This window comes from Blastococcus sp. HT6-4 (assembly GCF_039679125.1).
In the GTDB taxonomy this organism is placed as follows: domain Bacteria; phylum Actinomycetota; class Actinomycetes; order Mycobacteriales; family Geodermatophilaceae; genus Blastococcus; species Blastococcus montanus.
The window spans coordinates 2,403,221-2,428,760 of record NZ_CP155551.1 but is presented as its reverse complement, the minus strand read 5'-3'; the positions used below and the strand labels follow the sequence as shown (position 1 = coordinate 2,428,760).

At 74.8% G+C, this 25,540-nt stretch carries 32 protein-coding genes; 19 read left to right on the top strand and 13 right to left on the bottom strand.

Annotated features, from left to right (window positions below; translation table 11 throughout):
- Positions 1 to 74 precede the first annotated feature (74 nt).
- The 3 genes from ABDB74_RS11725 to ABDB74_RS11715 are packed head-to-tail and all read left to right on the top strand — an operon-like array spanning position 75 to position 2,304.
- Positions 75 to 482, top strand: coding sequence for a four-helix bundle copper-binding protein (locus tag ABDB74_RS11725; RefSeq protein WP_346618689.1), 408 nt, complete (start codon positions 75 to 77; stop codon positions 480 to 482).
- Positions 483 to 522: 40 nt separating this feature from the next.
- Positions 523 to 1,770 carry a cation:proton antiporter gene (locus ABDB74_RS11720; RefSeq protein WP_346618688.1) on the top strand — a complete coding sequence of 416 codons (1,248 nt, stop codon included), beginning with the start codon at positions 523 to 525 and terminating at the stop codon, positions 1,768 to 1,770.
- A 9-nt stretch (positions 1,771 to 1,779) separates the two neighbouring features.
- Positions 1,780 to 2,304, top strand: coding sequence for a YetF domain-containing protein (locus ABDB74_RS11715; protein WP_346618687.1), 525 nt, complete (start codon positions 1,780 to 1,782; stop codon positions 2,302 to 2,304).
- A 23-nt stretch (positions 2,305 to 2,327) separates the two neighbouring features.
- On the opposite strand, the gene ABDB74_RS11710 is transcribed toward ABDB74_RS11715, so the two are convergent.
- From ABDB74_RS11710 to ABDB74_RS11690, 5 genes are read right to left on the bottom strand one after another with little or no spacing between them, the layout of a single operon-like run.
- Positions 2,328 to 3,707: a DUF2254 domain-containing protein gene (locus tag ABDB74_RS11710; RefSeq protein WP_346618686.1), complete on the bottom strand. Its 1,380-nt coding sequence runs from the start codon at positions 3,705 to 3,707 to the stop codon at positions 2,328 to 2,330.
- Positions 3,704 to 4,864 carry an AI-2E family transporter gene (locus tag ABDB74_RS11705; protein WP_346618685.1) on the bottom strand — a complete coding sequence of 387 codons (1,161 nt, stop codon included), beginning with the start codon at positions 4,862 to 4,864 and terminating at the stop codon, positions 3,704 to 3,706. The genes ABDB74_RS11710 and ABDB74_RS11705 overlap by 4 nt, the downstream gene beginning before the upstream one ends.
- 55 nt (positions 4,865 to 4,919) lie before the next feature.
- Positions 4,920 to 5,510: a GerMN domain-containing protein gene (locus ABDB74_RS11700; RefSeq protein WP_346618684.1), complete on the bottom strand. Its 591-nt coding sequence runs from the start codon at positions 5,508 to 5,510 to the stop codon at positions 4,920 to 4,922.
- Positions 5,507 to 6,952: a HAMP domain-containing sensor histidine kinase gene (locus ABDB74_RS11695; RefSeq protein ID WP_346618682.1), complete on the bottom strand. Its 1,446-nt coding sequence runs from the start codon at positions 6,950 to 6,952 to the stop codon at positions 5,507 to 5,509. The genes ABDB74_RS11700 and ABDB74_RS11695 overlap by 4 nt, the downstream gene beginning before the upstream one ends.
- Positions 6,949 to 7,626 carry a response regulator transcription factor gene (locus ABDB74_RS11690; protein WP_346618681.1) on the bottom strand — a complete coding sequence of 226 codons (678 nt, stop codon included), beginning with the start codon at positions 7,624 to 7,626 and terminating at the stop codon, positions 6,949 to 6,951. The genes ABDB74_RS11695 and ABDB74_RS11690 overlap by 4 nt, the downstream gene beginning before the upstream one ends.
- Positions 7,627 to 7,923: 297 nt before the next feature.
- Between ABDB74_RS11690 and ABDB74_RS11685 the strand changes: the two genes are divergently transcribed.
- The gene (locus ABDB74_RS11685; protein ID WP_346618680.1) at positions 7,924 to 8,931 is read left to right on the top strand and encodes a potassium channel family protein; all 1,008 of its coding nucleotides are present in this window, start codon (positions 7,924 to 7,926) and stop codon (positions 8,929 to 8,931) included.
- 7 nt (positions 8,932 to 8,938) lie between these two features.
- Here the strand turns inward: ABDB74_RS11685 and ABDB74_RS11680 are convergent, their stop codons facing one another.
- Entirely contained in the window at positions 8,939 to 9,817 is an 879-nt protein-coding gene (locus ABDB74_RS11680; protein ID WP_346618679.1) for a metallophosphoesterase, read from the bottom strand.
- Positions 9,818 to 10,175: 358 nt separating this feature from the next.
- Between ABDB74_RS11680 and ABDB74_RS11675 the strand changes: the two genes are divergently transcribed.
- Positions 10,176 to 10,661 (top strand): hypothetical protein, encoded by a 486-nt coding sequence (locus ABDB74_RS11675; protein WP_346618678.1) that lies wholly within the window; start codon positions 10,176 to 10,178, stop codon positions 10,659 to 10,661.
- Between the two features lie 67 nt (positions 10,662 to 10,728).
- Here the strand turns inward: ABDB74_RS11675 and ABDB74_RS11670 are convergent, their stop codons facing one another.
- Positions 10,729 to 10,872: a hypothetical protein gene (locus ABDB74_RS11670; RefSeq protein WP_346618677.1), complete on the bottom strand. Its 144-nt coding sequence runs from the start codon at positions 10,870 to 10,872 to the stop codon at positions 10,729 to 10,731.
- Between the two features lie 154 nt (positions 10,873 to 11,026).
- Here ABDB74_RS11670 and ABDB74_RS11665 point away from each other — a divergent pair, with 154 nt between their 5' ends.
- The 4 genes from ABDB74_RS11665 (at position 11,027) to ABDB74_RS11650 (ending at position 13,720) form a co-directional block, all read left to right on the top strand.
- Positions 11,027 to 11,497 (top strand): helix-turn-helix domain-containing protein, encoded by a 471-nt coding sequence (locus tag ABDB74_RS11665; RefSeq protein ID WP_346618675.1) that lies wholly within the window; start codon positions 11,027 to 11,029, stop codon positions 11,495 to 11,497.
- A gap of 124 nt (positions 11,498 to 11,621) precedes the next feature.
- A complete protein-coding gene (locus ABDB74_RS11660) occupies positions 11,622 to 12,017 on the top strand; it encodes a VOC family protein (RefSeq protein ID WP_346623880.1) in 396 nt (131 codons plus the stop codon).
- A gap of 183 nt (positions 12,018 to 12,200) precedes the next feature.
- Complete coding sequence (locus tag ABDB74_RS11655) at positions 12,201 to 13,490, top strand: S8 family serine peptidase (RefSeq protein ID WP_346618674.1); 1,290 nt, start codon at positions 12,201 to 12,203, stop codon at positions 13,488 to 13,490.
- A complete protein-coding gene (locus tag ABDB74_RS11650; protein ID WP_346618672.1) occupies positions 13,487 to 13,720 on the top strand; it encodes a hypothetical protein in 234 nt (77 codons plus the stop codon). The genes ABDB74_RS11655 and ABDB74_RS11650 overlap by 4 nt, the downstream gene beginning before the upstream one ends.
- Before the next feature lie 14 nt (positions 13,721 to 13,734).
- Here the strand turns inward: ABDB74_RS11650 and ABDB74_RS11645 are convergent, their stop codons facing one another.
- Complete coding sequence (locus ABDB74_RS11645; RefSeq protein WP_346618670.1) at positions 13,735 to 14,190, bottom strand: STAS domain-containing protein; 456 nt, start codon at positions 14,188 to 14,190, stop codon at positions 13,735 to 13,737.
- 306 nt (positions 14,191 to 14,496) lie between these two features.
- Between ABDB74_RS11645 and ABDB74_RS11640 the strand changes: the two genes are divergently transcribed.
- Together ABDB74_RS11640 and ABDB74_RS11635 are read left to right on the top strand one after the other, a co-directional pair.
- A complete protein-coding gene (locus ABDB74_RS11640; RefSeq protein ID WP_346618668.1) occupies positions 14,497 to 15,564 on the top strand; it encodes a phosphotransferase family protein in 1,068 nt (355 codons plus the stop codon).
- Positions 15,555 to 16,214 carry a histidine phosphatase family protein gene (locus ABDB74_RS11635; protein WP_346618667.1) on the top strand — a complete coding sequence of 220 codons (660 nt, stop codon included), beginning with the start codon at positions 15,555 to 15,557 and terminating at the stop codon, positions 16,212 to 16,214. The genes ABDB74_RS11640 and ABDB74_RS11635 overlap by 10 nt, the downstream gene beginning before the upstream one ends.
- Positions 16,215 to 16,235: 21 nt before the next feature.
- Here the strand turns inward: ABDB74_RS11635 and ABDB74_RS11630 are convergent, their stop codons facing one another.
- The gene (locus ABDB74_RS11630; RefSeq protein WP_346618665.1) at positions 16,236 to 16,811 is read right to left on the bottom strand and encodes a GrpB family protein; all 576 of its coding nucleotides are present in this window, start codon (positions 16,809 to 16,811) and stop codon (positions 16,236 to 16,238) included.
- A gap of 69 nt (positions 16,812 to 16,880) precedes the next feature.
- Here ABDB74_RS11630 and mug point away from each other — a divergent pair, with 69 nt between their 5' ends.
- On the top strand, positions 16,881 to 17,411 hold the full coding sequence (mug, locus tag ABDB74_RS11625) for a G/U mismatch-specific DNA glycosylase (protein ID WP_346618664.1): 531 nt from the start codon (positions 16,881 to 16,883) through the stop codon (positions 17,409 to 17,411).
- A gap of 1 nt (position 17,412) precedes the next feature.
- On the opposite strand, the gene ABDB74_RS11620 is transcribed toward mug, so the two are convergent.
- Positions 17,413 to 17,682, bottom strand: a complete 270-nt coding sequence (locus ABDB74_RS11620; RefSeq protein WP_346618662.1) for a YciI-like protein — start codon at positions 17,680 to 17,682, stop codon at positions 17,413 to 17,415.
- Positions 17,683 to 17,748: 66 nt separating this feature from the next.
- On the opposite strand from ABDB74_RS11620, the gene ABDB74_RS11615 reads away from it, so the two are divergent.
- The 3 genes from ABDB74_RS11615 (at position 17,749) to ABDB74_RS11605 (ending at position 19,707) form a co-directional block, all read left to right on the top strand.
- Complete coding sequence (locus ABDB74_RS11615; RefSeq protein ID WP_346618661.1) at positions 17,749 to 18,189, top strand: NAD(P)H-dependent oxidoreductase; 441 nt, start codon at positions 17,749 to 17,751, stop codon at positions 18,187 to 18,189.
- A 132-nt stretch (positions 18,190 to 18,321) separates the two neighbouring features.
- Entirely contained in the window at positions 18,322 to 19,116 is a 795-nt protein-coding gene (locus tag ABDB74_RS11610; protein ID WP_346618659.1) for a PHB depolymerase family esterase, read from the top strand.
- 39 nt (positions 19,117 to 19,155) lie between these two features.
- Complete coding sequence (locus ABDB74_RS11605; RefSeq protein WP_346618657.1) at positions 19,156 to 19,707, top strand: sugar O-acetyltransferase; 552 nt, start codon at positions 19,156 to 19,158, stop codon at positions 19,705 to 19,707.
- Here the strand turns inward: ABDB74_RS11605 and ABDB74_RS11600 are convergent.
- Positions 19,704 to 20,750, bottom strand: coding sequence for a hypothetical protein (locus ABDB74_RS11600; RefSeq protein ID WP_346618656.1), 1,047 nt, complete (start codon positions 20,748 to 20,750; stop codon positions 19,704 to 19,706). The two genes, ABDB74_RS11605 and ABDB74_RS11600, sit on opposite strands and share 4 nt — an antisense overlap.
- Before the next feature lie 233 nt (positions 20,751 to 20,983).
- Between ABDB74_RS11600 and ABDB74_RS11595 the strand changes: the two genes are divergently transcribed.
- Positions 20,984 to 21,895 (top strand): ATP-grasp fold amidoligase family protein, encoded by a 912-nt coding sequence (locus ABDB74_RS11595; RefSeq protein ID WP_346618655.1) that lies wholly within the window; start codon positions 20,984 to 20,986, stop codon positions 21,893 to 21,895.
- A gap of 387 nt (positions 21,896 to 22,282) precedes the next feature.
- On the opposite strand, the gene ABDB74_RS11590 is transcribed toward ABDB74_RS11595, so the two are convergent.
- A complete protein-coding gene (locus ABDB74_RS11590; protein WP_346618654.1) occupies positions 22,283 to 22,486 on the bottom strand; it encodes a cold-shock protein in 204 nt (67 codons plus the stop codon).
- Between the two features lie 263 nt (positions 22,487 to 22,749).
- On the opposite strand from ABDB74_RS11590, the gene ABDB74_RS11585 reads away from it, so the two are divergent.
- Positions 22,750 to 24,108: an alpha-amylase family glycosyl hydrolase gene (locus tag ABDB74_RS11585; protein ID WP_346618653.1), complete on the top strand. Its 1,359-nt coding sequence runs from the start codon at positions 22,750 to 22,752 to the stop codon at positions 24,106 to 24,108.
- 9 nt (positions 24,109 to 24,117) lie between these two features.
- Here ABDB74_RS11585 and ABDB74_RS11580 read toward each other — a convergent pair whose 3' ends face one another.
- A complete protein-coding gene (locus ABDB74_RS11580; protein ID WP_346618651.1) occupies positions 24,118 to 24,312 on the bottom strand; it encodes a hypothetical protein in 195 nt (64 codons plus the stop codon).
- Between the two features lie 96 nt (positions 24,313 to 24,408).
- Between ABDB74_RS11580 and ABDB74_RS11575 the strand changes: the two genes are divergently transcribed.
- Both ABDB74_RS11575 and ABDB74_RS11570 read left to right on the top strand, forming a co-directional pair.
- Complete coding sequence (locus ABDB74_RS11575) at positions 24,409 to 25,242, top strand: alpha/beta hydrolase (RefSeq protein ID WP_346618650.1); 834 nt, start codon at positions 24,409 to 24,411, stop codon at positions 25,240 to 25,242.
- 49 nt (positions 25,243 to 25,291) lie between these two features.
- Positions 25,292 to 25,474 carry a PspC domain-containing protein gene (locus ABDB74_RS11570; RefSeq protein WP_346618649.1) on the top strand — a complete coding sequence of 61 codons (183 nt, stop codon included), beginning with the start codon at positions 25,292 to 25,294 and terminating at the stop codon, positions 25,472 to 25,474.
- The last annotated feature ends 66 nt before the right edge of the window (positions 25,475 to 25,540 follow it).

Here is a 25,540-nt window from a genome sequence, read left to right as displayed (position 1 = left end):
CGGCCGGGGTAGGGGCTTCGTGCCAGACCCCGGCCGCGACCGCGGACCGGGCCGATCCGTCGAAGGAGAACCCCGTGACCGTCGCCTCCCAGATGCTCGACACCTACCCGAAGGACCTCGGCGGAGTGGACAAGGCGAAGCTCCTCGAATGCATCGAGGCCTGCTTCGAGTGCGCCCAGGCCTGCACCGCCTGTGCCGACGCCTGCCTCAGCGAGGACATGGTCGCCGAGCTGACGAAGTGCATCCGCACCAACACCGACTGCGCCGACATCTGCGACACGACCGGGCGGGTGCTCTCGCGGCACACCGGCTACGACGCCAACCTGACCCGCGCGGTCCTCGAGGCGTGCGCCGCCGCGTGCAAGTCGTGCGGTGACGAGTGCGCCAGCCACGCCGACATGCACGAGCACTGCCGCGTGTGCGCCGAGGCGTGCCGGCGCTGCGAGAAGGCCTGTCGCGAGCTGATCAGCAGCCTGGGCTGATCCACGTGCGGAACCACCGCGACCGGGAAGGGCAGCCGCGATGACCGTCGACGTGCTGCTGGTGGCGGCGGGCGCCCTCGCGCTCGTCGCCGCGGCCTGGTCGGAGCGGATCCGTCGTGCGCCGGTCAGCGAGCCCCTGCTGGCGGCGCTCATCGGCGTCCTCCTCGGCCCGGCGGTGCTGGGCGTGCTGCCGCTGCCCGCGCTGCTGGACGACCACGCCTGGCTGCACACCGCCGCCCGGCTGCTCCTCGCGATCTCGGTCATGTCGATCGCGCTCCGCTACCCATTCCACACTGCTCGCGCCCGCTGGCGGCCGGTGCTGCTGCTCCTGGCCGTGGTGATGCCGGTCATGGCCGTGGTCAGCGCCGGGCTGGCCGCGCTCACCCTGGGGGTCGGCCTGGGAGTGGCCGCGCTGATCGGCGCCGCGCTCACCCCCACCGACCCGGTGCTCGCGTCCACCGTCACCACCGGCACGCCCGCGGAGGAGGACCTCCCCGGCCGTGACCGGCAGGTGCTGTCGCTGGAATCAGGGGCGAACGACGGCCTGGCGTTCCCGATCGTGCTGATCGCGATCGCGCTGGCCGGCCCGGCCACGATGGGCGAGGCGCTGCTGGAGTCGCTCTGGGACGTGGCCGGCGCGATCCTGCTCGGTGCGCTGCTGGGCTGGCTGGGCGGCCGGGCCCTGCGTTCCGGCGCCGACCACGGCGCGACCGATCCCGGGCCCGAGCTGGTGTTCACGGTGGTGCTCGCCTTCGCCGTCCTCGGCGCCGGAGGCCTTCTCCGGGTCGACGGCATCCTGGCCGTGTTCGTCTGCGGGCTCGCGTTCAACGCGGTGAGCACCGGTCGGCAACGCACGGCCGACGTCCGGATCGACGAGGCGGTCAACCGGTTCGTCGTCCTGCCGCTGTTCCTGGCCTTCGGGGCCATCGTGCCGTGGGAGGAGTGGCGCGCGCTGGGCTGGAGCGGCGTCCTGTTCGCGGTGGCGGTCCTGCTGCTGCGCCGGCCGCCGATCGTCTACCTGCTCCGCCGGCCGCTGCGGCTGGCCCGGCCGGACGCCGTCTACCTCGGCTGGTTCGGGCCCATCGGGGTGTCGGCACTGTTCTACCTCACGCTGGAGTCGGAGCGACTGGGGATCGACCCCGTCGTCCTGGTGGCCGGCAGCCTCGTGGTCGCCGCCAGCCTGCTGGTGCACGGGCTGACCGCCAGCCCCGGCCGCGTGGTGTACCGGAAGGTGACCGGTGGAACCGGCGACGACCGCGCCGCATCATCCGCGGCCCGGAAGGGGTAGGGGTACCCCATGTGGTTCGACGCATGGTCCGATGTCTTCCGGGTTCTGCTGGTGGGGTCGGCGGCCTACGCCACCGTGGTGCTCGTCCTGCGGCTCTCCGGGAAACGGACGCTGACCAAGCTCAACGCCTTCGACCTCGTCGTCACGGTGGCGCTGGGTTCCACGCTGGCCACGATCCTGCTCAGCAGCGACGTCGCCTGGTCCGAGGGCGCGGTGGCGCTCGGCCTGCTGGCGCTGCTGCAGTGGGTGGTCGCGTGGCTGACTGCCCGCTGGCCGGGGCTGCGCAAGGTCATCACCTCGGAGCCCACGCTCGTGCTCCGGAACGGCGAGCCGCTGGAGGACCGGATGCGGGAGGTGCGGGTGGTGATCTCCGAGATCCGCCAGGCGGTCCGCTCCTCCGGCGCCGGGGACCTCTCCGAGGTCGCCGCGGTGGTCCTGGAGAGCGACGGTTCGCTGAGCGTGATCCCGGTCCAGAAGTACGGCGCCGGCTCGGCGCTCGAGGGAGTGACCGGCCACTCGGCGATCACCTCCTGACCGGGCCGCTCGGCAGCTCGGCGTCAGCCCTGGGCGGCCTCCGCGGCGGGCGTCCGGGGACCGAGGCCGGCGGCGGGTGACCAGCGGCCGGCGAGCGCCTCGTCGACGGCCGACCGCCAGGCGGTGGTCTCGCGCTCCTCGATCGCGGTGCTCTCCAGCGCCTGCCGCGCCGTCCGCGCCACCAGTGCGCGCAGGGTCTCGTCCATGTCCTGGCCGCGCACCCGCCATGCCAGCTCGTGCAGCAGCCCGGCGATCCGGCGCAGCACGGCCGGCTGCCCCGAGGCGTACTCGAGCGGTTCCTCCAGCCCGAGGCGCAGCAGTTCCTCGGCCGTCCAGCGGGGCAGCACCAGCCGGAGCGCGCCGTCGTCGTCCCGCCAGGTGTGCACGGTGGTGCGGCGCGGCAGCAGGTCCCCCAGGATCGCGGAGACGTGGGACAGGGCGTGCACCGCCGTCGTCGGGTCGTTGATGCCGGGCGACAGCGCCCGGCCGGCGATGTCGACGATCTTGCGGAGGCTGTACGCGGCGTCCCGGTCCGGGGTGCGCTCGGCCGACAGGCGCACGGCCCCGACGACGGCCTCCGTCACCGCGTCCCGCTCCCCGGCCGGCCCGCCGCCGCGCGCCCACGCGTGCGCCAGCGGCGTGCCGGCGACGACCGAGTCGCCCATCCTCGGGGAGAGCGCGACCACGACGTCGGCGTCCCGGGCGGCCGACACGAGCCGCTCCTCGTCCACGTCGACGACGAAGCCGCTGCGCGCCGCCTCGATCGGCGTCCCGGGCCCGTCGGGGAGCACGTCGGCGACGTCGGTCCCCTCCTCGCGCCGGTCGCGGAGGGCCTGGGCCGCCTCGTCGTGGACGTCGCGGAGCATGGTCTCCACGCGCAGCGACCGCGCCAGGTGGCCGAGGAAGACGACGAGGGCCGCCACGCTGCCGAGGCAGAACAGATACGCCAGCGTGATGGACAGGCGCGGGATGAAGGCCGGTTCCCCCGAGACCGTCGACTCGGGGGTGCGCACCGTCCGGAGCACCGTGAGCGCGTAGACGAAGGTGCCCGTGAGCTGGGCGAGGGTCGCCTGCACGACCGGATCGGTGGCGAAGGTCTGCAGCAGGCGGGGGGAGTACTGGCTGCTGCCCAGCTGCAGGGCGACGACGGTGAGCGAGAAGATCACCCCGGTCACCGAGATCAGCGAGCCGGCGATCGCGGCCAGCAGGTCGCGGGCCGCCGCCGGGCCGCCACCGAACACGAACGCCAGCGGGGAACCCTCGTTCGCGGTGCCCAGGCGCTCGTCCAGCAGCGGGAGCAGCAGCCCGAGGGCCACCGCGGCGGTGACGGCGAGGAGGGGCAGCGGCCAGAGCGAGCCGCGGGCCAGCCGCCACACCCGGGACACGGGGTCGGTCCGGCTCATCCCTGGGCACCCGCCGCCGCGGTCGCCGCGGTCGCCGTCGCGCCGGATGTGGCCGTCCCGTCGTCGGGCGCACCGGGAACCGCCGGCGGGTGGCCCGCCGCCGGGTGGGTGCGCAGGTACTCCAGGACGTGGTGGGCGACGGCGGTGACCGGCACGGCGACGACCGCCCCGGCGATCCCGAACAGCAGCGTGCCGGCGGTGATCACCACGATGGTCACCACCGGGTGCACCTGCACGGCCCGCCGCATGATCAGCGGCTGCAGCAGGTTGCCCTCCACCTGCTGAACCACCAGGACCACGACGAGGATGATGACGGCGTCCCTCGGGCCGTCCGTGACCAGCGTGACCAGCACCGCCGCGATGCCGCTGACGACCGCCCCGAAGTACGGGACGAACGCGCCGAAGAAGGTCAGCAGGGTCAGGGAGAGCCACAGCGGGACCCCGACCAGGAGCAGGCCGAGCCCGATCAGCACGGCGTCGATCGCTGCCACCGCGACCACGCCCAGCACGTAGGAGCTCAGCGTCGTCCACGCCTGCCGGCCGGCGCCGTCGACCCGCTCGCGCTGGGTGGCGGGGACCCGTTCGACCACCCACGCCCACATGCCGTCGCCGTCCTTGATCAGGAAGAAGACGATGAACAGCACGAGCACGAGGGCGCTGAGGATGGTGATGGCCAGCTGGGCGCCGGCCACCGGCGTCGGCACCACCTGGGCCAGCTGGGTGACCAGGGTGTCGCGGATGCCGGCGACCCGGTCGGGGTCGAGCGAGAGGGGCCCGGTGACCAGCCAGGTGCGCACCCGGTCGATCCCGACGGCGAGAGCAGGGGCGAGATCGGTCAGCCGGGTGCTGGTGCGCAGCCAGACCAGCGTGCTGATCCCGGCGATGATGGCGAGCAGGGTGAGCACCGCACCGCCGGCGGCCAGCGCCGGCGGCGCACCGGCGCGCCTGAGCAGTCGCGACAACGGGCCGGCGAGCGCCGCCAGGAGCAGCGCGGCGATGACCGACATCGTGACGAGGGCCAGGCGGACCAGCAGCCAGGTCACCAGCCAGCCGATCGCGATCACGCCCAGCACGGCGACGGAGCCGACGGCCACCCGGGCCGCTCCGGTGCGTGCCCGTCGCACGGGAGGTGCCGGGCCCGGGGACGGGTCGGTCATCGCTCGCCTCCGCTTCGTCGTGCACGGGCGGGCTGCCCCGTCGGCGGGACCACGGTCAGTCGCCGCCGGGGGAGGGTAGCGGGGCGTTCCCGTCGCCGGCGGCCCCGGCGGGAGCCACCGAGCGGTAGTGGTCGCGCGCGACCGGCTCCTCGGTCAGCCCCTCGTCGGTGGGCACCTCGACGGGCACGCCGTCGAGGAGGAAGCGCACCCGGGTGGTGCCCGGCAGGTCGGTGAGCGTCCAGACGACCTGGGCCACGGCCAGCAACTGGTTGCCGCCGCTGATGCCGGTGAACTCGCGGGTGACCGAGACCGACGTGATGCCGCCGGGCAGCCCCTCGTCCACCTGGAGCTCCTGCGGGGCCAGTGCCGTCCGCACCCCGCCGATGACCTCGGCGCGGGTGGGCCCGGCGGTCAGCCGCGCGAGGGCGGCCGCCGGGGTGACGACGTCGGTGGCGCGGCTGACGGGTGCGAGGTCGGCCCCGGCGACGAAGTAGACGGTCAGCTCCGGGCCCCGGTCGGCGGAGGCCCGCCCCCCCTCGGTGACCGGCGGGGCCTGGATGGTCAGCAGTTCCGGGTCCGGCTGCGGATCGACGCCGCAGCCGGTCAGCACGACCAGGAGGGCCAGCAGGCCGGCGAGCAACCTCACGGCCGGGCCTCCACCGGGAGCTCGACGACGAAGCGGGCTCCGCCCCGGGGGCTGTCCTCGACGGTCACCCGCCCGTCCATCGTGCGCACGTGCCGGGCCACGAGGGCCAGCCCGAGGCCCGATCCCTCGGTCCGGGTGCGGAGGCTGCCCGACCCCCGGGCGAAGCGTTCGAAGATCCGGCTCCGGTCGACGTCGGGAACTCCCGGCCCGGCGTCGTCGACGATCACCCGGGCCACGTCGCCGTCCCGGGTGACGGTGACGGCGACGACCCCTCCGGCGTGCCTGCCGGCGTTGTCGAGCAGGTTGCTCAGCGCGCGTTCCAGGCGCCGCTTGTCGGCGCAGACCACCACGTCCTCGGCCCCGGCGGCGACCGTGAGCAACTCGGCCAGGCTGCCGTCGAGCCGGTGCCGTCCGAGCACCTCGCGGGTGAACGCCGACAGCCGGACCGGTTCGGCAGCGAGGTCGGTGCTGCCGGCGTCGGCGCGGGAGATCTCCAGGAGGTCGGCGACGAGCCGCTCGAACCGGACGACCTCGGAGCGCAGCAGCGCCAGGGCCTCGGCCTGCTCCTCGTCGGCGGGGTCCGCGGTCGCCTCCACGAGGTCCAGCGCGCCGAGCATCGTGGTGAGCGGGCTGCGCAGTTCGTGGCTGACATCGGCGGCGAACCGGGCGTCGCTGCGGACCCGGGCCTCGAGCGCCTCGGCGGTCTGGTTGAACGACGTCGCGATGGGGACGAGCGACGGGTCGCCCCGCGGGTCGATCCGGGTGTCGAGCGCCCCGCCCGCCACGGCCGACGCCGCGGCGGAGATCCGGTCGAGCGGGCGCAGCGTGGGGCCGGTCACCCACCAGCCGATCAGGAGGGAGAGCGGGACCGCCCCGAGGACCGACACCGCCAGCACGGTGGCGAGCACCCGGTAGGTGTCGTCGAGCTCGTCGAGCGGGAAGACCTCGATGTAGGCCTGGCGCAGCTCGGCGAGCGGGATCCCGACGGCCATCATCGTCTCCCCGTTCACCTCGATCCGCTGCCGGGCCGGCGTTCCGGCGACGACGGTCTCGCGCAGCTCCTCCGGCAGGGCGTCCCGCCCGATCAGCAGCGAGGTCGTGGTCCAGGCGCCGTCGTCGGCCAGGAGCGAGGTGGAGCCGATCTCCCGCGGCAGCTGTGCCAGCAGCTGCGGCACGCCGAGCCCCTCGCTGACGAGTGCCCGCTGTACCTGCGCCGCGTTGTCGGTGGCCTGCACGAGCGTCACCCGCTCCCGCTGCACCAGCAGGTACTGCGACACGGCCAGCCACACCGCGACCGCGAGCACGGTCGACAGCGCCAGGGTGAGCGCGGCGAACGCGGCCGTCGCCCGCGCCCGCAGGGTGCGCAGCCGGAACGGCGCACGCCTCGGTCGGCGGGCCGGTGCGGCGGCGGTGCCGGCCCCGGGGCGGTGCCGGACCGTCACCCCGGGACCCGGTAGCCCATGCCCCGGACGGTCAGGACCAGCGCGGGATCGGCCGGGTCGGGTTCGATCTTCTTCCGCAGCCGGCGCACGTGGACGTCGACCAGCCGGGAATCGCCGAAGTAGTCGTAGCCCCAGACCCGCTCCAGCAGTTCTTCGCGGCTGAGCACCCGGCCGGGCTCGGCGGCCAGCTCGCAGAGCAGCCGGAACTCCGTGCGGGTCAGGCCGATCAGCTCGCCGTCCCGGGTGACGGTGCCCTCGACCGGTGAGACCTCCAGGTCGCCCACGGCGTAGCGGACCCGCGGCTCCGGCGCCCGGGTGCGCCGCGCCAGCGCCCGGATGCGCGCGGACAGCTCCTTCACGACGAACGGTTTGGACACGTAGTCGTCGGCGCCCGCCTCGAGGCCGGCGACGACGTCGTGGCTGTCCGACCGGGCGGTGACCATGATGACCGGCGTGTTCGAGGACCGCCGGATCTCCCGGCACACCTCGAAGCCGTCCTTCCCCGGGAGCATGAGGTCGAGGAGGATGACGTCGAACGTCCGCTCGGCCAGCCGTTCGAGGCCCTCCTCACCGCTCGGCGCCTCGGTGACCTCGAGCCCCTCGCGCTGCAGCGTCATCTGGAGCATCCGCCGGATCCGCGGATCGTCCTCGATGATCAGCACCGACCGGGACATGCCGTCAGTGTGCCGACCGGCCGAGCGGGCCGCAGCTCAAGGTCACCCGTCAGCGCACCGCCCGGCCGGGGCGCGCGACACCGCCGGGTCCACCCCGGGCGTGCGCCCCCGGCGCCCCACCGGACAGGATGGAACGGCTCCGTGACCACCCGGCTCTCCGGGCGGTGGGATCCCGAGCCTCCGGCCACCCGGTGCCGGACGAGCCGGCCGGCGCCCGCCGTGGCCGGGGAGGAAGGGGAACGTGCACGCCAGCTCCGCGAGCAGTCCGGCCCGCACCGACCGCGGCAAGGCCACCCGGTGACCGGGGTGGTGTGGATCGTCCTCGGCGTCCTCGCCGTCGGGCTGGTGGTCTGGGACGTCACCGCCACCACGCTGACCCTCGGCGAGGGGACGGGGCCGCTGACCCGCCGGTTGCTCTCGGCCGCCTGGCAGCTGCTCCTCCGGGTCCACCGCCGGCGCGGCGCCCGGCAGCCCCGGCTGCTCAGCGCCGCCGGCCCGCTCCTCATGGCGATCACGGTCGCCCTCTGGGTGGCCGTGTTCTGGGCCGGGTGGTCGCTCATCTTCCTGGGCAGTGGCGCCGTGGAGGAAGCGCGCACCGGCCGGCCTGGAACGGTGGCCGACGTCGTCTACTTCGCGGGCTACTCGGTGTCGACGCTCGGCGTCGGGGACTTCGTCGCCACGGAGCCCGCCTGGCGCGTGATGTCGGCGTTCGCCAGCTTCAGCGGCCTGGCGCTGGTCACGCTGGCCATCACGTACCTGTTCTCGGTGATGTCCGCGGTCGTCTCCCGCCGGGCCGTCGCCACGGAGCTGCACGGCCTGGGGGACAGCGCCCAGGACATCGTGGCCGACGGCTGGGACGGCGACCGGTTCAGCCCGCTGTTCACCCAGCAGCTGCTGCAGCTGCCGGCGCGCCTGTCCTCCGTCGCCGAGGAGCACCTGGCCTATCCGGTGCTGCACTACTTCCGCAGCGAGCGGTCCTCGGCGTCGGCGCCCGTGGCGATCGCCCGGCTCGACGACGCGATGCTCCTCCTCGAGTCGGCGGTGGACCCGCGGGTGCGACCACCTGCCCAGGCGGTCCGGCCGGTTCGCCGGGTGATCGAGCGCTACGTGGCCACGGCCAACTCGGGCCGCCGTCGCGGCTCGGCCGACGCCCCGCCGCCGGAGCCCGCGACCGACCGGCTCGCCGCCGTCGGCATCCCGCTGACGGATCCGGCGGAGCTGCGAGGTGCGGCCGAGCAGTGCGCCCGGCGCCGCGCCCGCCTGCGGCAGCTGGTGGAGGACGCGGGCTGGGAGTGGGGCGCGTGACGGCCGGTCAGCCCCCGGCCACCAGCTCGAACAGCACCAGCTCCGGCGGGGCGTTGATCCGCAACGGCACGATGCTGAACCCGATGCCGCACGAGACGAACATGCGGTTGCCCTCGGCGCCGTAGCCGTCGGGCGCCCAGCCCTCGGGAACGATCTTCTCCTCCTCGGTGAGCGCCAGGTACGACCAGCGCGGGCGGCCCGGCAGTGCCACCTGGCCGCAGTGGGTGTGCCCGGCGAGCACCAGCGGCGCGGTGCCGGCGGGGAACTCGGGGAACGCCGTGGGGTTGTGCGAGAGGACGACCCGCGGCGCGGCGTCGGGCACGTCGGCCAGTGCGGCGTCGACGTCGGCCTCGCCCGGCCGGACCGGTCCGATCCCCACCACGTGGAGGGCGTCGGCCCCCTCGCCGGTCCCGGGCACCGGAGCGGCCTCGTTGCGGAGCACGGTGATGCCGGCGGCCTCGAAGGCGCTGGTCAGCTCCTGGGCCGCACCCACCTTGTAGTCGTGGTTGCCCAGGACGGCGTACGTGGGGATGCCGGAGTCGATCAGCGGCTGGAGCAGGTCGAGCACGTTCTCCACCTGTTCGGCGATGTCCGGATCCGTGCTGTAGACGTAGTCACCGCCGAGGAGGGCGATGTCCGGCTCCTCCTCGACCAGCGTCTCGACCGCGCGGGCCACCATGCCCTCGTTCGCCCACCACATGCCGATCTGCGGGTCGGTGATCATCCCGACCTCCGTGCCGTCGGCGGTGGCGGCGAGCCGGGGGAGCGGCACCTCCGCCCGCTCCTCCTCCAGGATCAGCCGCGGTTCGATCAGCACGCCGTACGCGACCAGGAGGAGCACCAGTCCGCCGACAACGGCGGCGATGCGCAGGATCCAGCGCTTCATGCGGGTGCTTCCTCCGTGGCGGGGTGGGGCCGGGCGGCAGTCGTCCGGGCCCTGCCCCGGGGGCCGGCGGCGGATGCGCCGGCGGCGCGGATCGCCACGAGGCCGTCACATGGGCCGGCCCCGGGCGTGGGGAGCGACACCGGAGCTCCGCCACCCGGGGCCCTCGGCCGCGGTCGGGGGCGGGCGCTGTCACGGCTTCGCAACGAGCGGCCGGGCGAAGGGGGCACCCCTGTTGCGATGCGGTGACGAACGGTCCCGTGCGACGGATCCGCTCGCCGCCGGGGGAAGGGAGCGACGGCCACGACAGCACCGCCCGCGGGTGATCCCGGGGGGACCGGACCATGGGAGGACGACGGCCATGACGACCAGCCGGCGATCGATCCGGGCGCTCGCCACCGTCGCCCTGAGCGCGGGCCTGGCGGGCACCGTCCTCGCCGGCTGCGGCGAGGACGACACGGATCCGACCGTTCCCGCCGACGCCGACGTCCGGCCGCCCGGCGACCTCGAGGACCCCTACGACGGGCCGTACACCGAGGAGTTCCGGGACGACCTGGAGGGCTACAACGGGCTGGAGGTCAGCGTCACCGGAGAGGTGGGCCGCATCGTGTCGCCGGTCGCCTTCACCCTCGTCGGCGAGGGCGACGTCGAACCCATCCTGGTCGTCATGGACCGTGAACCCGGTGACCTCCGGCCCGGCCAGGCCGTCGCCGTCGCCGCCGAACCGTGGGAGGAGTTCGAGGTGACGGAGGTCGAGGAGTCCCTCGGCGCGGACCTGCCCGACGACGCGTACGCCGAGTGGGAGGGCGAGCCCTACCTGGACGCGAGCATCGTCGCGCCGCGCTGACCGCGCGGGCGGCGGGCAGGCGGGGCCGTGACCCGGCGGTCAGGGCCCCGCTTCCCCGGGTCGGACGTCAGCGACGGGCGCCCAGGGCGGCGATCTCGTGCGCGGACTCCAGGGTGGGCGCTGCGGCGAAGGCGCGGGCGAGGGCGCGCTCCTGACGCAGGTGGGCGCGCAGAGCGTGCCGGCGGGCGAGGGCGGTGCGGATGCGGGTCATGGTGTGTCCTCCGTCAGAGCAGTGGTTCCTCAGCGAGCTCTGCAGGGGGCCGGGCGGGCCGGCCGGAGACCGTCCGCCTCCTGGGTTCGCACCATGAACTCTGCGCCGCCGGAAGCGGTTCGGCAAGTGAACCCAGCATGGTTATGCTCACACTGTGAGCGACGCCTCGTTCGACCGGTCCCGTTGCTCGGTCGCCGGAACCCTGGCGGTGGTGGGGGAGAAGTGGAGCCTGCTCGTCCTCCGCGAGGCCTTCCTGGGGGTGCGCCGGTTCGCCGACGTGCAGCGGGCGCTCGGCATCCCCAAGGCGGTGCTCACCGACCGCCTGGCCACGCTGGTGCAGGAGGGCATCCTCCGGCGTGAGCCGTACCAGGCCGAGGGTGAACGGCAGCGGCACGAGTACCGGCTCACCGACAAGGGCCGCGACCTCTACCCGACCCTCGTCTCCCTGATGGAGTGGGGGGACCGCTACCTCGGTGACGGGCCGCCTCCGCTCGCACTGGAGCACCGGGAGTGCGGCGCGCCGGTCCGTGTGGCGCTCGTCTGCGACGCCGGCCACGAGCTGCCCGGCCCCCGCGAGGTGCAGGCCCGTCCCGACGCCGCAGGGGGATCCGGCCTCCCCGATTGAGCGGTGCCCGGGTCGCCGTGCCCGGCCGGCGATGAGTTCTCCGGCGCACGGCGGTCTCCACTGCCGTCCCCGCCGTCCACCTCCGGGCGGCGACCACGACCGGCACCGAGGAGCCCCCGTGCGCATGATCTTCGTGAACCTGCCCGTGACCGACCGCGACCGCGCCGACGCCTTCTACGGGGCGCTCGGGCTCCGCCGCAACGACCGGTTCTCCGACGAGCGCTGCGTCTCCTACGCCATCGAGGAGAACATCCACGTGATGCTGCTGACCCGCGACCGGTTCGCCGACTTCGTCGCCGGAGAGGTCGGTGACCCCGCGCAGGCGACCTCGGTCCTCACCTGCCTGTCGTCGGGCAGTCGCGAGGAGGTCGACCAGGTGGTGGACCGCGCCGTCGCGGCCGGCGGCAAGCCGTGGCTGCCAGCCCAGGACCACGGCGTCATGTACGGCCGCAGCTTCACCGACCCGGACGGCAACGTCTGGGAGGTGATGTGGATGGACCCGGCGGTCGCCCAGGGATGACCCGGCGCGCAGCCCGGGTTGCCGGGCGCCCCCGGTCCCGCCACGCTGGGTCCACCGGCCGCGACGGCCGGTGACCGCAGGCCAGGGCTGCCTTCGCCTGGCCTGCTGGCGACGCGTCGGCGAGGGGGAGCAGTGATCGATCCGGTCGACCCGGGCAGCGTGCGGCACCGCACGGGAGGCCCCGTGCCCCGGACCACGGGGCGTCAGGTCGTCGTCTTCGCCGACGCGGACGGCGGCGCCTCCGTGGACTGGGGCCGCATCGGGGTGCGCGACGTGGCCGACTCCCGGGACTTCGCCGGCGGTGACGTGCCCCCGGAGACGCTCCGTGAGGCGGGCGCCACCGTCTTCTCCGCCCTCGGCATCGCCGTCGTCGCGGGCGGGCCCGACCAGGTCGGCGCGCTGCGGACGGCGGCGTCGACCCGGCCGGTGCTCTCGGTGTCCCCGGAGCTGGTGCACCACGTCCTCCCGCACGGCGTCGGCGGGTATGCGCAGGGCTACCGGGACGGCGTGGCCGACCTGACCGGCCGGTTGCTCTCCCGGGACGCCGGCGGCAGCGGTGGGGTGGGGCCGGGGTTCGCGGACACCCCGGAGGCGACCTGGGGGGTGCAGGCCGTCCGGGCCGACTCCTCACCCTGGTCCGGCCGCGGGATCCGCGTCGCGGTGCTGGACACCGGCTTCGACCTGTCCCACCCCGACTTCGCCGGCCGGGCGCTGACCGCGCGCTCGTTCGTCGCCGGCGAGGGTGCGCAGGACGCGCACGGACACGGCACCCACTGCGTCGGCACCGCCTGCGGTCCGCGGACGCCCTCGGGCGGTCCGCGCTACGGCGTCGCCTGCGAGGCCGACATCTACGCCGGCAAGGTGCTCGGGGACGACGGCGCCGGCACCGACGCCGGCATCCTCGCCGGTATCAACTGGGCCGTGACCGGCCGGTGTGCGGTGATCTCCATGTCCCTGGGCGCCGACGTGACGCAGGTCCACCCGCCGTACTCGGCCGCCGGGCGCCGGGCGCTGCAGCAGGGGTCGCTGATCATCGCCGCAGCCGGCAACAACGCCGACCGGCGGGCCGCCGACCCCGGCTTCGTCGGTGCGCCGGCGAACAGCGGGGAGATCATGGCCGTCGGCGCGCTCGACCAGGCGCTGGAGATGGCGTACTTCTCGGCCCGCAGCGTGCCGTCGCGGGGTGGGCAGATCGACATCGCCGCCCCCGGATGGGAGATCCGGTCGTCGTGGCCCGGGGCGGCCGGCCACCACACGATCAGCGGGACCAGCATGGCCACGCCCCACGTGGCCGGCGTGGCCGCGCTGTGGGCCGAGGCCACCGGCCGCCGGGGCCTCGAGCTGTGGGCCACGCTCTGCCTGGAGAGCGAGCGGCTGCTCCAGCCGTCGGTCGACGCGGGCACCGGTCTGGCGGTCGCCCCGCAGGACGCCGGTTCCCCGGACGGCCGTGCCCGCGTAGCGTCGGGGCCGTGACCCACGTCAGCGTGACCGTCGACGACGGCCACCTGGCCGCGCTCGACGGCGTCGTCCAGAGCCTGCGCGCCCGGGGCATGCGGGTGGAGCAGGTGCTCGACGGGCTCGGGATCATCACCGGCTCGGTGCCGCCCGGCACGCTCGGCGCGCTCACCGGCGTGGCCGGGGTGGTCTCGGTCGACGAGCAGCTCGCCCACCGGCTGCCGCCGCCCGACGCGCCCGTCCAGTAGCGGCCGGGCCCGGGTCAGTCCCCGGCGGGGACGGTGCGGACCGGGTGCCCGGCGCGGAGCGGTCCGGTCGAGGGCTGCAGGCGGTGACCGCCGGCCGCCGGCGGCGCGGCGGACCCCGCGGCTCGGATGTCGAGGACCTGGTCGAGGCCCACCAGGAGCACCAGCCTGTGCAGGCACGGGCTCGGCCGCTCCACCACCAGCTCGCACCCGTGCCGCCGGGCCAGGTGGTGCGCCGTGACCAGGGCCCGCAGCCCCGCCGCGTCGCAGAAGACGACCTGTGCGGTGTCGATCGCCCACCGGCGGTGTCCGGTACCGGCCAGCGCAGTCAGCGCGGCGAGTACGTGGTGGGCGTGCTCCCGGTCGAACTCGCCGCTGATGGCGAGCCGTGCGTGCTCGGGATCGACGGAGACCTGGAAGGGCACCTGTCCACCGTCGGGAACCGGGCCGGCCGAGCTCGCGTCCGACGCCATGCCAGGCACCCCACCCCTGGGCCGTGTGCCGGGAGAGGCAGCCCCGGGCGCGCGGCGCACGCCGGCCGGCTGCGTCGGGTCGGGGCCTCGGCCCGGTGCCACGCTATACCCGCCGGTGTCGTTCCGAGATGCACCCGTGCCGCCTCGCGGGTGTCACGCCTCCCCGCGCCGGTCGGGTCGCGAGCGCCCCGCGCGGATCCGGGTGGTGGCCGGGCCGACGACGGCAGCCCCGCGATCATCCCCGACAGTGCGTCGGGCCGGCACCGCTGCGACGTGCCTCACGATGCCCGTGGTGGGATGGGGCGGATGAGCGAGAACACGACCGGGCTCCGCGACGTCCGCCCCGAGGACGCCTTCGACGTCGAGGCGGTGCACGCGTGGCTGACGCCGCGGGTGCCGGCGCTCGAAGCGCGGCCGGCGCCCCGGGTGCGGCAGTTCTCCGGCGGCGCCAGCAACCTCACCTACCTGCTGGACTACGGCGACCTCGAGCTGGTGCTGCGCCGGCCACCGCACGGCCACAAGGCCGCATCGGCCCACGACATGGGCCGGGAGGTACGCGTCCAGCAGCGGCTGCGGCCGCACCTGGACGTCGTCGCCGAGATCCACGGCTTCTGCCAGGACCCGTCGGTGATCGGCAGCGAGTTCTACGTGATGGAGCGGCTGAACGGCATCGTGCTCGGCCGGAAGCTGCCCGAGGGTGTGGAGGTCAGCCCCGAGCAGGCCCGGGTCCTCGGCGAGACCACCTACGACACCCTCGCCGACCTCCACTCGATCGACGTCGGGCCGGCCGGGCTGGCCGACCTGGGCAAGGGGCCGGGCTACGTGCGCCGCCAGGTCGAAGGGTGGTCGCGTCGGTTCCGTGACGCCCTGACCGACGACGTGCCCCCCGCCGAGGAACTGATGGCCTGGCTCGCGGCCCACCAGCCCGCCGACGTGCGCGCCAGCCTGCTGCACGGCGACTGGAAGCTGGACAACCTGGTCCTCGACCTGGAGGGCACGCCCCGGATCACCGGCGTCCTGGACTGGGAGATGGCCACCGTCGGCGACCCGCTCATGGACCTCGGCGCCTCGCTGGCCTACTGGGTGACCGCCGACGACGACGAGGAGTTCGGGCTGGTGTCCACGCAGCCGAGCACCCTGCCCGGGATGCCCACCCGCGAGCAGATCGTCGAGCGCTACCTCGCCCGCACCGGCCTGCGCACGGAGAACTGGACGTTCTACGAGGTGTTCGGCCTGTTCCGGCTGGCGGTGATCATCCAGCAGATCTGGGCGCGCTACCGGTCCGGGCACACCACGAACCCGCGGTTCGCCCACTTCGGCGTCGCCGCCGCCGTCCTGCTGCAGCGCGCAGAACGGCTGGCCGGATGCCGCTGATCTGCCTGGTCCGGCACGGTCAGGCCTCGTTCGGCTCGGACGACTACGACGTCCTCAGCGACCTCGGCCGCGAGCAGGCGACCTGCGTGGGGGAGGAGCTGCGCCGCCGTGAGCTGCGCGATCCGCTGATCGTCTCCGGCACGCTGCGCCGCCAGCGGGACACCGCGGCACTGCTCGCCGAGGCCGCCGGGTGGGCCGTCGCGCCGGGAACCGACGCCCGCCTCGACGAGTACGACCACGTGGAGCTGCTGAAGCGGTACCCGGCTGACGACTCCGGTGCGCCGGTGGGGGACTCCGGATCGCGGCGGGTGCAGCGGTTGCTCGACGGCGCGCTCCGCTCCTGGATCGCCGCCGGGGACGCCGACGGCTGGCCGTCCTTCTCCACCGGCGCGGTCGCGGCCGTGGACGACCTCGTCGCCCGCCTGCCGCCCGGACGGGACGCGGTCGTCGCCACGTCCGCGGGGGTCGTCGCGGCCGTGGTCGCCGCCCTGCTCGCGGCCCCGGCCGAGGCCGTGGTCGCGCTCAACCGGGCCGGGGTCAACGTCGGGATCACGTCCGTGGTGGCGGGTGCCTCCGGGATGTCGCTGCTGGCCTTCAACGACCACGCCCACGTCACCGGGGAGCGGCGGCACCTGCTCAGCTACCGCTGATCCCGGCAGCGGGCCGTCCCGTCAAGCGTGGGCCCGTCCCACGGCGCGGGCCCTACGCCGTGCCGTCGGCGGATCCGACGACCCGCCGAATGAACTCCGTCTTGCCCTGGTGCAGGCGGCACGGTCGGAGCCGACCTCACGGGCCAGGTGCTGCTTCAGCTCGGCGTAGGCCGTGGCCACCTCCGGCCGCGCGCGCAGCCGGTCACGGAAGAGGAGGTGCGTCCGCTCCCAGGCCGAACCGCGCCGGCACACGTGGACGTGCACGCTCCGGGGCTGCTCGGCAGGGGGACGGAAGAAGCGGTGCTCCGGCTCTCGGGCCCGGAGCACCAGCCCGAGCGATTCCAGCGGCACGCGATAGGCCGTCTCGTCATCGAGGTCGGTGACCGACACCTGCAGGTCGACCACTGGCTTGGCGAGCAGCCCGGGGACGGCCGTGGAGCCGATGTGCTCCACCCGCGGTTGCAGCGCCGACAGCACACGACCGATCGCGGCAGCCCATTCGGCGGCCAGTTCACCCCACCGCGGTGACGGCGGGTGGAGCACGACCGGCTCGCCCCGGGGGCGGTCGAACCACTGCACCTCTGGCGAGTCCGGCACCCCGCCATCATCGCCCGACGGGCGCCACGGTCGCGTGCCGTCCTCCGAGGCTCGGGGAAGGATGGGGCGGTGACCGGCGAGCCGCTGCCCGACAAGTCCGTGCCCGACGTCATCGGCCCCGGGCTGGACGTCCTGTTCTGCGGGATCAACCCGTCGCTGATGTCGGCGGAGACCGGTCACCACTTCGCCCGGCCGGGCAACCGGTTCTGGCCGGCCCTCCACCTGGCCGGGCTCACGCCTCGACGGCTGCAGCCCGCCGAGGACCGTCAGCTGCTGCGCCACGGGCTCGGGATCACCAACGTCGTCGACCGGCCCACCCGCACCGCGGCCGAGCTGTCCTCCGAGGAGCTCCGCGCCGGGGCGGAGGCGCTGGAGCGGCTGGTGGACCGGTACCGGCCCCGGGTGCTCGCCGTCCTGGGCATCACCGCCTGGCGGGAGGGGTTCGGCCGGCCCAAGGCGGTCATGGGCCGGCAGGACGAGCGCATCGGGGGCGCGGAGACCTGGGTGGTGCCCAACCCGAGCGGCCTCAACGCCCACGTGCAGCTGCCCGACCTGGCCCGCATCTACCGGCAGCTGCGCGCCGTGGGCACCGGGCCCTGAATCAGCCCACCACCACGTTCCACGGCCGGATCGTCCACCCGGTCACCAGCCCCTCGACGACGTAGGGATCCTGCTCGACGAACCGCTCGACCACCTCGCGCGGCGCCGTCCACACCAGCAGGGCGCGGTCGTAGGGGTCGGGCAGCGCGCCGGCCAGCAGCAGCTCGCCGCGCTCGTGCGCGGCACGGGCCAGCGCCAGGTGGTCGGCCCGCAGGGTGGCGCGGCGCTCCAGGTAGTCGTCGGCCAGCACGTACTCGAGCAGCAGATGCATGCCCTCACTGTCACACCGCCTGCCCGGGGTGGCGTCCCGGGGCCCGACGGGAGCGAGAATGCCGGGGTGCCCCGTCTCCTCGTCGTCCACCACACCCCCTCACCCGCCCTGCAGGCGGTGCTGGAGGCGGTCAAGGAGGGGATCGGGCTCGTCGACGACGTCGAGCCGGTCCTGCGCCCGGCGCTCTCGGCCGGTGCGGCGGACGTGCTCGCGGCCGACGGCGTGCTGCTCGGCACCCCGGCGAACATCGGGTACATGTCGGGGGCGTTGAAGCACTTCTTCGACACCGTGTACTACCCGTGCCTCGACGCGACGGTCGGCTCGCCGTTCGGCGTCTACGTGCACGGCACCGACGACACGGCCGGCGCGCTGCGCAGCATCGAGCGGATCACCGGCGCCCTCCGGTGGAAGCAGGTCGCCGCCCCGCTGAGTCTCACCGGTGCACCCGGCGCCGCCGACCTCGAGGCCTGCCGCGAGCTGGCCGCGACCGTGGCCGTCAGCCTCTGACCGTCCCGGCGCCCTCGTCGAGCACCCGCAGCGCCACCAGCGCGACGTGGTCGGCGACGTCGGGGTCCGTCCGCAGCCCGACGCGCAGAGCACCCCGGTGTGGTGCCCGGGGAAGGCGGGTAGCGGTGGCGGGTGCCCACGCGTCGCGACGTCCTCGCGGCCGGGGTCGCGCTCTGCCTGGGTGGCGCGCTGGCCGGCTGCGGGGACCGGTCACCGGACGGGCAGCGGGCGCCGGGATCCGCGGAGCCGGCGGCCGCGCTCTCCGCCCGGCCGCCTGCCGAGCCCCCGCCGGAGCTGCTCGCGGCAGCGCCCGAGCCCGGTACCCGCCCGCTGGGCCTGGACGCCGGCGCCGACCCGCTCCTGCACGTCCCGGCAGGCCTCCCCGCCGGCGAGGCGCTGCCGCTCGTCGTCACGCTGCACGGCGCCGGGGGGAACGCCGAGGGGGGACTGGCGCTGCTGGAGCCCCTGGCCGAGGAGTACGGACTGGTGCTGCTGGCCCCGGAGTCCGGCGGGTCGACCTGGGATGCGATCGGTGGCGCCTACGGCGCGGACGTCGAGCTGATCGACGAGGCGCTGGCCGAGGTCTTCCGCCGCCTGCCGGTCGACCCCGGACGGGTCGCGGTGGCCGGTTTCTCCGACGGCGCCTCGTACGCGCTGGGCCTCGGGCTGGCCAACGGGCGGCTGTTCTCCCGCATCGCCGCGCTCTCCCCGGGCTTCGTGCCGCCGGCGCCACGGTCGGGGATGCCCGAGGTGTTCGTCTCCCACGGGGAGGACGACCCCGTGCTGCCCGTCGACCGGACCAGCCGGCAGATCGTCCCCGCGCTGCGCGAGGACGGCTACGAGGTGACCTACCGGGAGTTCCCGGGTGCGCACGCCGTCCCGCCGGAAGTGGCCCGCGAGGCCGCGGAGTGGCTCGCCCGGAGGTGACCGCGCCGTCGGCGGCGCGGCCTGGTTAGCGTTCCCGGGATGGGAGAGATGAGGGACCGGATGCTGGCCGGGCTGCCGTACCGCCCCGACGACCCCGACCTCGCCGCCGATGGGCGCCGGGCGGCCGCGCTCCTCGCCGTCTACAACGCCGAGGAGGACCCACACCGGCGCCACGAGGTGCTCACCGAGCTGCTCGGCGCGGTGGGGGGCGGGACGACGATCCGTTCGGACTTCCGCTGCGACTACGGACACCGGATCTCGGTGGGCGCCTACTGCTTCGTCAACTGGGGTGCGGTCTTCCTCGACGTCGGGCCGATCACCCTGGGCGACCACGTGCAGCTCGGCCCCAACGTGCAGCTCCTGACCGCCGTGCATCCGCTCGACCCGGCCGCCCGGCGGGCCGGCTGGCAGCACGCGGAGCCGGTGACCATCGGTGACAACGCCTGGCTCGGCGGCGGGGTCATCGTGCTGCCTGGCGTGACGATCGGCGCCGACACGGTCGTGGGTGCCGGAGCGGTCGTGACCGGCGACCTCCCGGGTGGCGTCGTCGCCGTCGGCAACCCGGCCCGGGTGGTGCGCGAACTCCCCTAGCCAGGGGAGTCGGCCGGCGCCGCGACCGCCCGCCCGAGGGCCGCCTCGAGCCATCGGTCGGTCCGCCGGTCCCAGGTGCGCGCCGCGGCCCAGGCCCTGCGCTGCTGTGCGGCGCTCTCCGGCTCGTCCGCGGCGGCGCGCATCGCCGCGACCATCTCGTCGGGCCCGGAGACGAGCGCGGTGTGCGGCGGCAGCTCCGCCGCGTGCTCGAGGTGACCGGCGGTCGCGACCAGGGGCAGGCCACGGGCGGAGTAGTCGTAGGCCTTCATCGACGACTGGCCCAGCGCGCGCCCCGGCACGTCGGGGAGGAGTCCGACCGTGGCCGCATCGAGCACGGCGGGCAGCCGGTCGCGGGACAGCAGACCGGCGTAGCTGAACCTGCCGCCGGACTCCCGCTGCAGCGCCAGGAAGCGCTCGGTGGCACACCGGCTCCGGTCGGGGAACACCAGCTGCCCGTGGACCGACATCGTCCAGTCCGGCAGGGCCCGGAGGACGGTCCGCACCAGGTCGACGTCGAAGCGCTCGGCGATGCTGCCGACGTAGACCGCGTGCCGGTCGGCCCGCACCGTGGTCCGCGGCGCGGCGAGCAGGGCCTCGTCGGTGCCGTTCGGGACGACGACCGGCGTCCGGCCGGGGAACAGGTCGGCGAGCACCGGGTTGACCACCACCACCTCGTCGGCCTCGGCGGCGATCCGGCGCAGCTGGTCGGGCAGGCCACGGGCGTGCGGGAGGAGCCGGGCCCAGTCGTCGGTGCAGTCGAAGACCACCCGCCCGGGCAGGTACCGGGCCGCCCGCCACTCCCAGGGGAGCATGACGACGGTGAGCTCCTGCTCCCAGCCGGACCGCCGCAGGAACCGGCGGAGCAGCGCGGTGTCGGCCCGCGCGGCGAGACGACCGCGGGAACCGGGCAGCACGGTCGAGCGCTCCGTCACCTGCACGCCAGGCGCCACGGGGGCGAACCTGGCGCGGTCCAGGTGCGCCCACCAGTTGGCTGCGTCCGAGCGCAGCCGACGCCAGTCGGCCGGTGCCTGCACGAAGCTCACGGGATGGCCGCGGCGGACGAGCTCCCCGGCGATCATCTGCTCGCGCCGGATGGCGGGATGCCACGGGTCCTTGGCGACGAAGCCGACGCGTCCGGCCCTGTCCGGGATGTGGGTCGTACTCAGAGCTGCTCCGCGACGGTGGTCACCGGACGACCCTAGAAGCCGACCGGCCGGGCCGCTCGGCACACTGGGCCGGCGCCGGCCACGCGGCCGGCCGAGCCGAGGGAGGTGCGGTGCCCGGAGAGCTCGGAAAGCTGCGCCGGAGCGTCGTCCGCCGGCTGCCGCTGGCCGCCAAGCGGGCGGTGCTCTACGCGGAGGCGCACGGACGGCGTCCGCGCCTGGGCGATCCACGGACCTTCACCGAGAAGCTCAACTGGCGGGTGGTGCACGACCGGCGCCCGCTGATCGCCCAGTTGGGCGACAAGCTGGCCATGAAGGAGTACGCCGCCAGGACCTGCCCGGGCGTGCGCATCCCGCGGGTGCTCTGGTCGGGCACCGACGTGGCCGAGTTGGTGGCGGTGTCCCTGCCGGAGCGGTGGGTGCTCAAGCCCAACCACGGCACGCTCCGGGTGCACGTCGGTGCGGGACGCCCGGACATCGGGGGGCTGCGGCGGATCACGACCGGCTGGCTGGACGAGCCGCTCTGGCCCGAGCGCGGCGAGTGGGTGTACAGCCAGGCCCGCCGACTGCTGCTGGTCGAGGAGTTCCTGGGGAGGCCGGGAGCGGTCCTCGCCGACCACAAGTTCCTGGTCTTCGACGGCACGGTCCACCTGGTGCAGGTCGACACCGGTCGCTCCACCGGACTGCACCGGCGCCGGCTCTACACCCGCGACTGGGAGTCGGTGACCGCGCACGAGCCACACGTGATCCCCGGCCCGGTGACACCACCACCGGCGACGCTCGGGGAGATGCTGGCGGTGGCGGAGACGCTGGGCCGGGACTTCGACTTCGTCCGGGTGGACCTCTACGACGTCGACGGCGAGGTGTGGTTCGGCGAGCTCACCCCGTACCCCGGTGGCGGGCTCGACCCGTTCGATCCCCAACTCGACCGGGTCCTCGGTCGGCTGTGGACGCTTCCCGGCCGGACAGAGGTCCGGGCGCGCCGGCCCGCGTCGGGGCCGGGACGCCGGCGAGGTGGTGGCTAGTGGCCCGGACGGTCACCAGCGCAACGGGTGCGTGGCCCGTGAGTGCGCGGTGCGGCAGGCGCGGCAGTTGCCCCACGAGACGATGCACAGCGGCGTGGTGGGGCCGCCGCACTCCGGGCACTCGACCGTGACCCCGGCGCTGGCGCGCGCCTCGTCCAGGGCGCGGGAGCGATCCTCGTGGACGGCTTGGTCGCCCCGGCACGGGCAACCGTGATTGGCCTCTGCGCAGCGTCCGGCATGTGTGGTGATGGGGTTCCCCTCCGTGTCGTGGTCGACGCTACGCCAGACGGCAGGCGCCGGGTACCCCGCGGCGCGCCCCGGATCTGCCGCCCCGGAGGCGCCGAAGGGCCACGGCGCAGTGCGCCGTGGCCCCTCGGTTCGCGTCGGTCAGACCGCGCGGACGTTCTCCGCCTGGGGGCCCTTCTGGCCCTGGGTGACGTCGAACTCGACCTGCTGCCCCTCCTCGAGGGACTTGTAGCCGCTACCGGTGATGGCCGAGTAGTGGCAGAAGACGTCGGCGCCGCCGCCGTCCTGGGCGATGAACCCGAAGCCCTTCTCCGCGTTGAACCACTTCACAGTGCCCTGAGCCATGTCGTTCTTCTTCCGTGCTGGGAGGTGTCCGCACCGGGCATGTACACGGTGCGGGGCCGCCGCACCGACCGGCAGGACCGAGAGGAACGTCAGGCAGAGACGACTGCGGACGTTCGAGAACGAAAGCAGAGGCGCAACAGCGACCGAGACGGACTGTACGCGGTACCCCGGGTGCACCGGCGGTGAGGTCACCCACACGGGGTGTCGGACGGTCGACCACCCGCCTGGCCGCGGGCCTCGGTGCCTGGGAGAGCATCGCCGTCATGACTTCTCCGGGCAGGTCCGAGCCGGGCTGGGTGCACGACGCGATCTGGTGGCACGTCTACCCGCTCGGGTTCGTCGGGGCCGAGCCGCGCACCACCTCCGGGCAGCCCGTGCGGCACCGGCTGCGGCAGCTCGGGCCCTGGCTGGACCACGCCGTCGAGCTCGGGGCCTCCGGACTGGCGCTCGGCCCGGTGTTCGCGTCCGAGACCCACGGCTACGACACCGTGGACCACCTGCGGATCGATCCCCGCCTCGGCGACGACGCCGACTTCGACGCGCTCGTCGCCGCCTGCCGGGAGCGGGGTCTGCGGCTGCTCCTCGACGGGGTGTTCAACCACGTCGGCCGCGGCCACCCGGCGTTCGCCCGGGTGCTCGCCGAGGGCCCCGGCGCGGCGACGGCGTCCTGGTTCCGGCTGCGCTGGCCGGGCGGGGAGCAGGCCTGGGCGCCGGGGACCGAGCCGGACTACGACGACTTCGAGGGCCACTCCCACCTCGTCGCCCTCGACCACGGCTCCCCGGCGGTCGTCGACCACGTCGCCGAGGTGATGGCGCACTGGCTGGACCGCGGCGCCGACGGCTGGCGGCTGGACGCGGCCTACGCCGTGCCGACGTCGTTCTGGGCGGAGGTGGCCGGCCGGGTGCGCGCCCGCCATCGGGACGCCTACCTGATGGGCGAGGTCATCCACGGCGACTACCGCCGGTTCGTCGACGAATCGGGGCTGGACGCGGTCACGCAGTACGAGCTGTGGAAAGCGATCTGGAGCTCGCTCAACGACCGCAACTTCTTCGAGCTGGACGCCGCGCTGGGCCGCCACGTCGACGCCCTCGAGCGCTTCGTCCCGTACACGTTCATCGGCAACCACGACGTCACCCGCATCGCCAGCCAGCTCGACGACGACCGCCACCTCGCGCACGCGCTGGTCGTGCTGTTCACCACCGGGGGCACGCCCGCGGTCTACGCGGGGGACGAGCACGCCTTCCGGGGAATCACGGAGGACCGCGCCGGCGGCGACGACGCCGTCCGGCCGGCCTTCCCGGCCACGCCCGGGGAGCTCTCACCCGTGGGCCTGCCGGTCTACCAGCTGCACCAGGAGCTGATCGGGCTGCGGCGCCGGCACCGGTGGCTGCACGTCGCGCGCACCGCCACGCTGCACCTGGCCAACGAGCAGGTGGTGTACGAGACCCGCGCGGGGGAGGACCGGCTCGTCGTGGCGCTCTCGGTGGCCGACCGGCCGGCCGAGCTGCCGACGCCGCACGCCGGGGCGGTCCTCTCCGGAACGGCCGACCTGCTCGACCCCGGGACCGGCCACGCCCGGGTGCGCCTCCCGGCGCACGGCTGGGCGGTGCTCGCCGGCTGACGCGCCGGCTCAGCGGCTGCTCGCCAGGTCCTTCACCGCCTTGGCCACGTACATCGATGCCAGCGCCAGGAACAGCGCACCGATCGCGGCCCGCACCTGGTCGTCGCTGACCGACGTCCGCTGGGCCACCGGCCCGGCCACGGCGTCGGCCACGCGTGCGCGCCAGCCCTTGAGGCCGGCCTTCCCGAAAGTGACTGCGTCCATCGCCACCCCCTACCCGCGGCACAGCGGGGAGACACCGGCAGGTGCCGTCGATCACCGGAGGCATCCCTGCGGGGCCGGTGGGGCAGGAGGCGCACCATGGACGTATCGATCGGAGCCACCCGCAGGATCGAGCTCGGCGACCGCCGCCTGAACATCTGGGAGGCCGGTGCCGACGGGCCGGCGGTCCTGCTGGTCCACGGCATCCCGACCAACCACCTGCTGTGGCACGACGTCGTCCCCGAGGTCGCCGGGGCCGCCCGCGTGGTGGCCGTCGACATGCTCGGCTACGGGGATTCCGACCCCTCCGGTGACCGGCCGGTGGATCTGGCCGCCCAGGCCGCCCTCCTGCTCCAGCTGCTCGACACGCTGGGCATCGAGCGCGCCGTGGTGGTCGGCCACGACCTCGGTGGCGGCGTCGCGCAGATCCTGGCCACCACGAGCACCGACCGGGTCGCCGGCCTGGGCGTGGTCAACGGCGTCTGCTACGACGGGTGGCCGGTGCCCCTGGTGCGGGCCATGAAGGCCGCGTGGCCGGTGCTCGAGCACCTGCCGCCGCCGGTGGTCGCGGCCGGGCTGCGGCCGGCGCTGCGCACGCTGTTCGCCCACCAGGAGCGGGCCGCGCCGTTCATCGACCGCTTCGTCGGCCCCTGGGAGCGCCCGGGCGGCCCGGCGCAGCTGGCCCGCCACCTCCGGTCGCTCGACTCGGTGTACACCCGGACGGTGGCCCCGTTCCTGCCGCGCCTGTCGCTGCCGGCGGAGGTCGTGTGGGGTCGCAAGGACCACCAGATGAAGCCCGGCTACGGGCAGCGGCTGGCCGACGACATCCCCGGTGCCCGGCTCACCTGGGTCGACGACGCCAGCCACTTCGTGCCCGGCGACCGGCCCGACGTCGTGGCCGAGGCGGTCCTGCGCCTGGTGCGGCAGGCCTGATCGAGGTGCCCGAGGTGTCCGCGCCCGGAGTGCCGGGTAGGGCTCCGGCATGACATCGACGCTGGTCAGACCACGGTCGCAGAAGGTCATCGCCGGGGTGTGCGCCGCCCTGGCCAACCGGTTCGGCATCTCCCGGGGGCTGGTGCGGTTCGGCTTCGTGCTGTTCGGCCTCTTCGGTGTGGGGGAGCTGGTCTACATCATCCTCTGGATCATGATCCCCAAGGAGCGCTGAGCCGTCCCCAGGGGCGGGGGACGGGCTGTGATTGGCTGTCCTCCCGCCCGCCCCGAAGGGACTGCG

Coding starts and splice junctions, on each gene's coding strand:
- ABDB74_RS11720 (WP_346618688.1), top strand. CDS start 523: ATGACCGTCGACGTGCTGCTGGTGGCGGCGGGCGCCCTCGCGCTCGTC.
- ABDB74_RS11715 (WP_346618687.1), top strand. CDS start 1,780: ATGTGGTTCGACGCATGGTCCGATGTCTTCCGGGTTCTGCTGGTGGGG.
- ABDB74_RS11710 (WP_346618686.1), bottom strand. CDS start 3,707: ATGAGCCGGACCGACCCCGTGTCCCGGGTGTGGCGGCTGGCCCGCGGC.
- ABDB74_RS11705 (WP_346618685.1), bottom strand. CDS start 4,864: ATGACCGACCCGTCCCCGGGCCCGGCACCTCCCGTGCGACGGGCACGC.
- ABDB74_RS11690 (WP_346618681.1), bottom strand. CDS start 7,626: ATGTCCCGGTCGGTGCTGATCATCGAGGACGATCCGCGGATCCGGCGG.
- ABDB74_RS11680 (WP_346618679.1), bottom strand. CDS start 9,817: ATGAAGCGCTGGATCCTGCGCATCGCCGCCGTTGTCGGCGGACTGGTG.
- ABDB74_RS11675 (WP_346618678.1), top strand. CDS start 10,176: ATGACGACCAGCCGGCGATCGATCCGGGCGCTCGCCACCGTCGCCCTG.
- ABDB74_RS11670 (WP_346618677.1), bottom strand. CDS start 10,872: ATGACCCGCATCCGCACCGCCCTCGCCCGCCGGCACGCTCTGCGCGCC.
- ABDB74_RS11660 (WP_346623880.1), top strand. CDS start 11,622: ATGATCTTCGTGAACCTGCCCGTGACCGACCGCGACCGCGCCGACGCC.
- ABDB74_RS11645 (WP_346618670.1), bottom strand. CDS start 14,190: ATGGCGTCGGACGCGAGCTCGGCCGGCCCGGTTCCCGACGGTGGACAG.
- ABDB74_RS11640 (WP_346618668.1), top strand. CDS start 14,497: ATGAGCGAGAACACGACCGGGCTCCGCGACGTCCGCCCCGAGGACGCC.
- ABDB74_RS11635 (WP_346618667.1), top strand. CDS start 15,555: ATGCCGCTGATCTGCCTGGTCCGGCACGGTCAGGCCTCGTTCGGCTCG.
- ABDB74_RS11620 (WP_346618662.1), bottom strand. CDS start 17,682: ATGCATCTGCTGCTCGAGTACGTGCTGGCCGACGACTACCTGGAGCGC.
- ABDB74_RS11605 (WP_346618657.1), top strand. CDS start 19,156: ATGGGAGAGATGAGGGACCGGATGCTGGCCGGGCTGCCGTACCGCCCC.
- ABDB74_RS11590 (WP_346618654.1), bottom strand. CDS start 22,486: ATGGCTCAGGGCACTGTGAAGTGGTTCAACGCGGAGAAGGGCTTCGGG.
- ABDB74_RS11585 (WP_346618653.1), top strand. CDS start 22,750: ATGACTTCTCCGGGCAGGTCCGAGCCGGGCTGGGTGCACGACGCGATC.
- ABDB74_RS11580 (WP_346618651.1), bottom strand. CDS start 24,312: ATGGACGCAGTCACTTTCGGGAAGGCCGGCCTCAAGGGCTGGCGCGCA.
- ABDB74_RS11575 (WP_346618650.1), top strand. CDS start 24,409: ATGGACGTATCGATCGGAGCCACCCGCAGGATCGAGCTCGGCGACCGC.
- ABDB74_RS11570 (WP_346618649.1), top strand. CDS start 25,292: ATGACATCGACGCTGGTCAGACCACGGTCGCAGAAGGTCATCGCCGGG.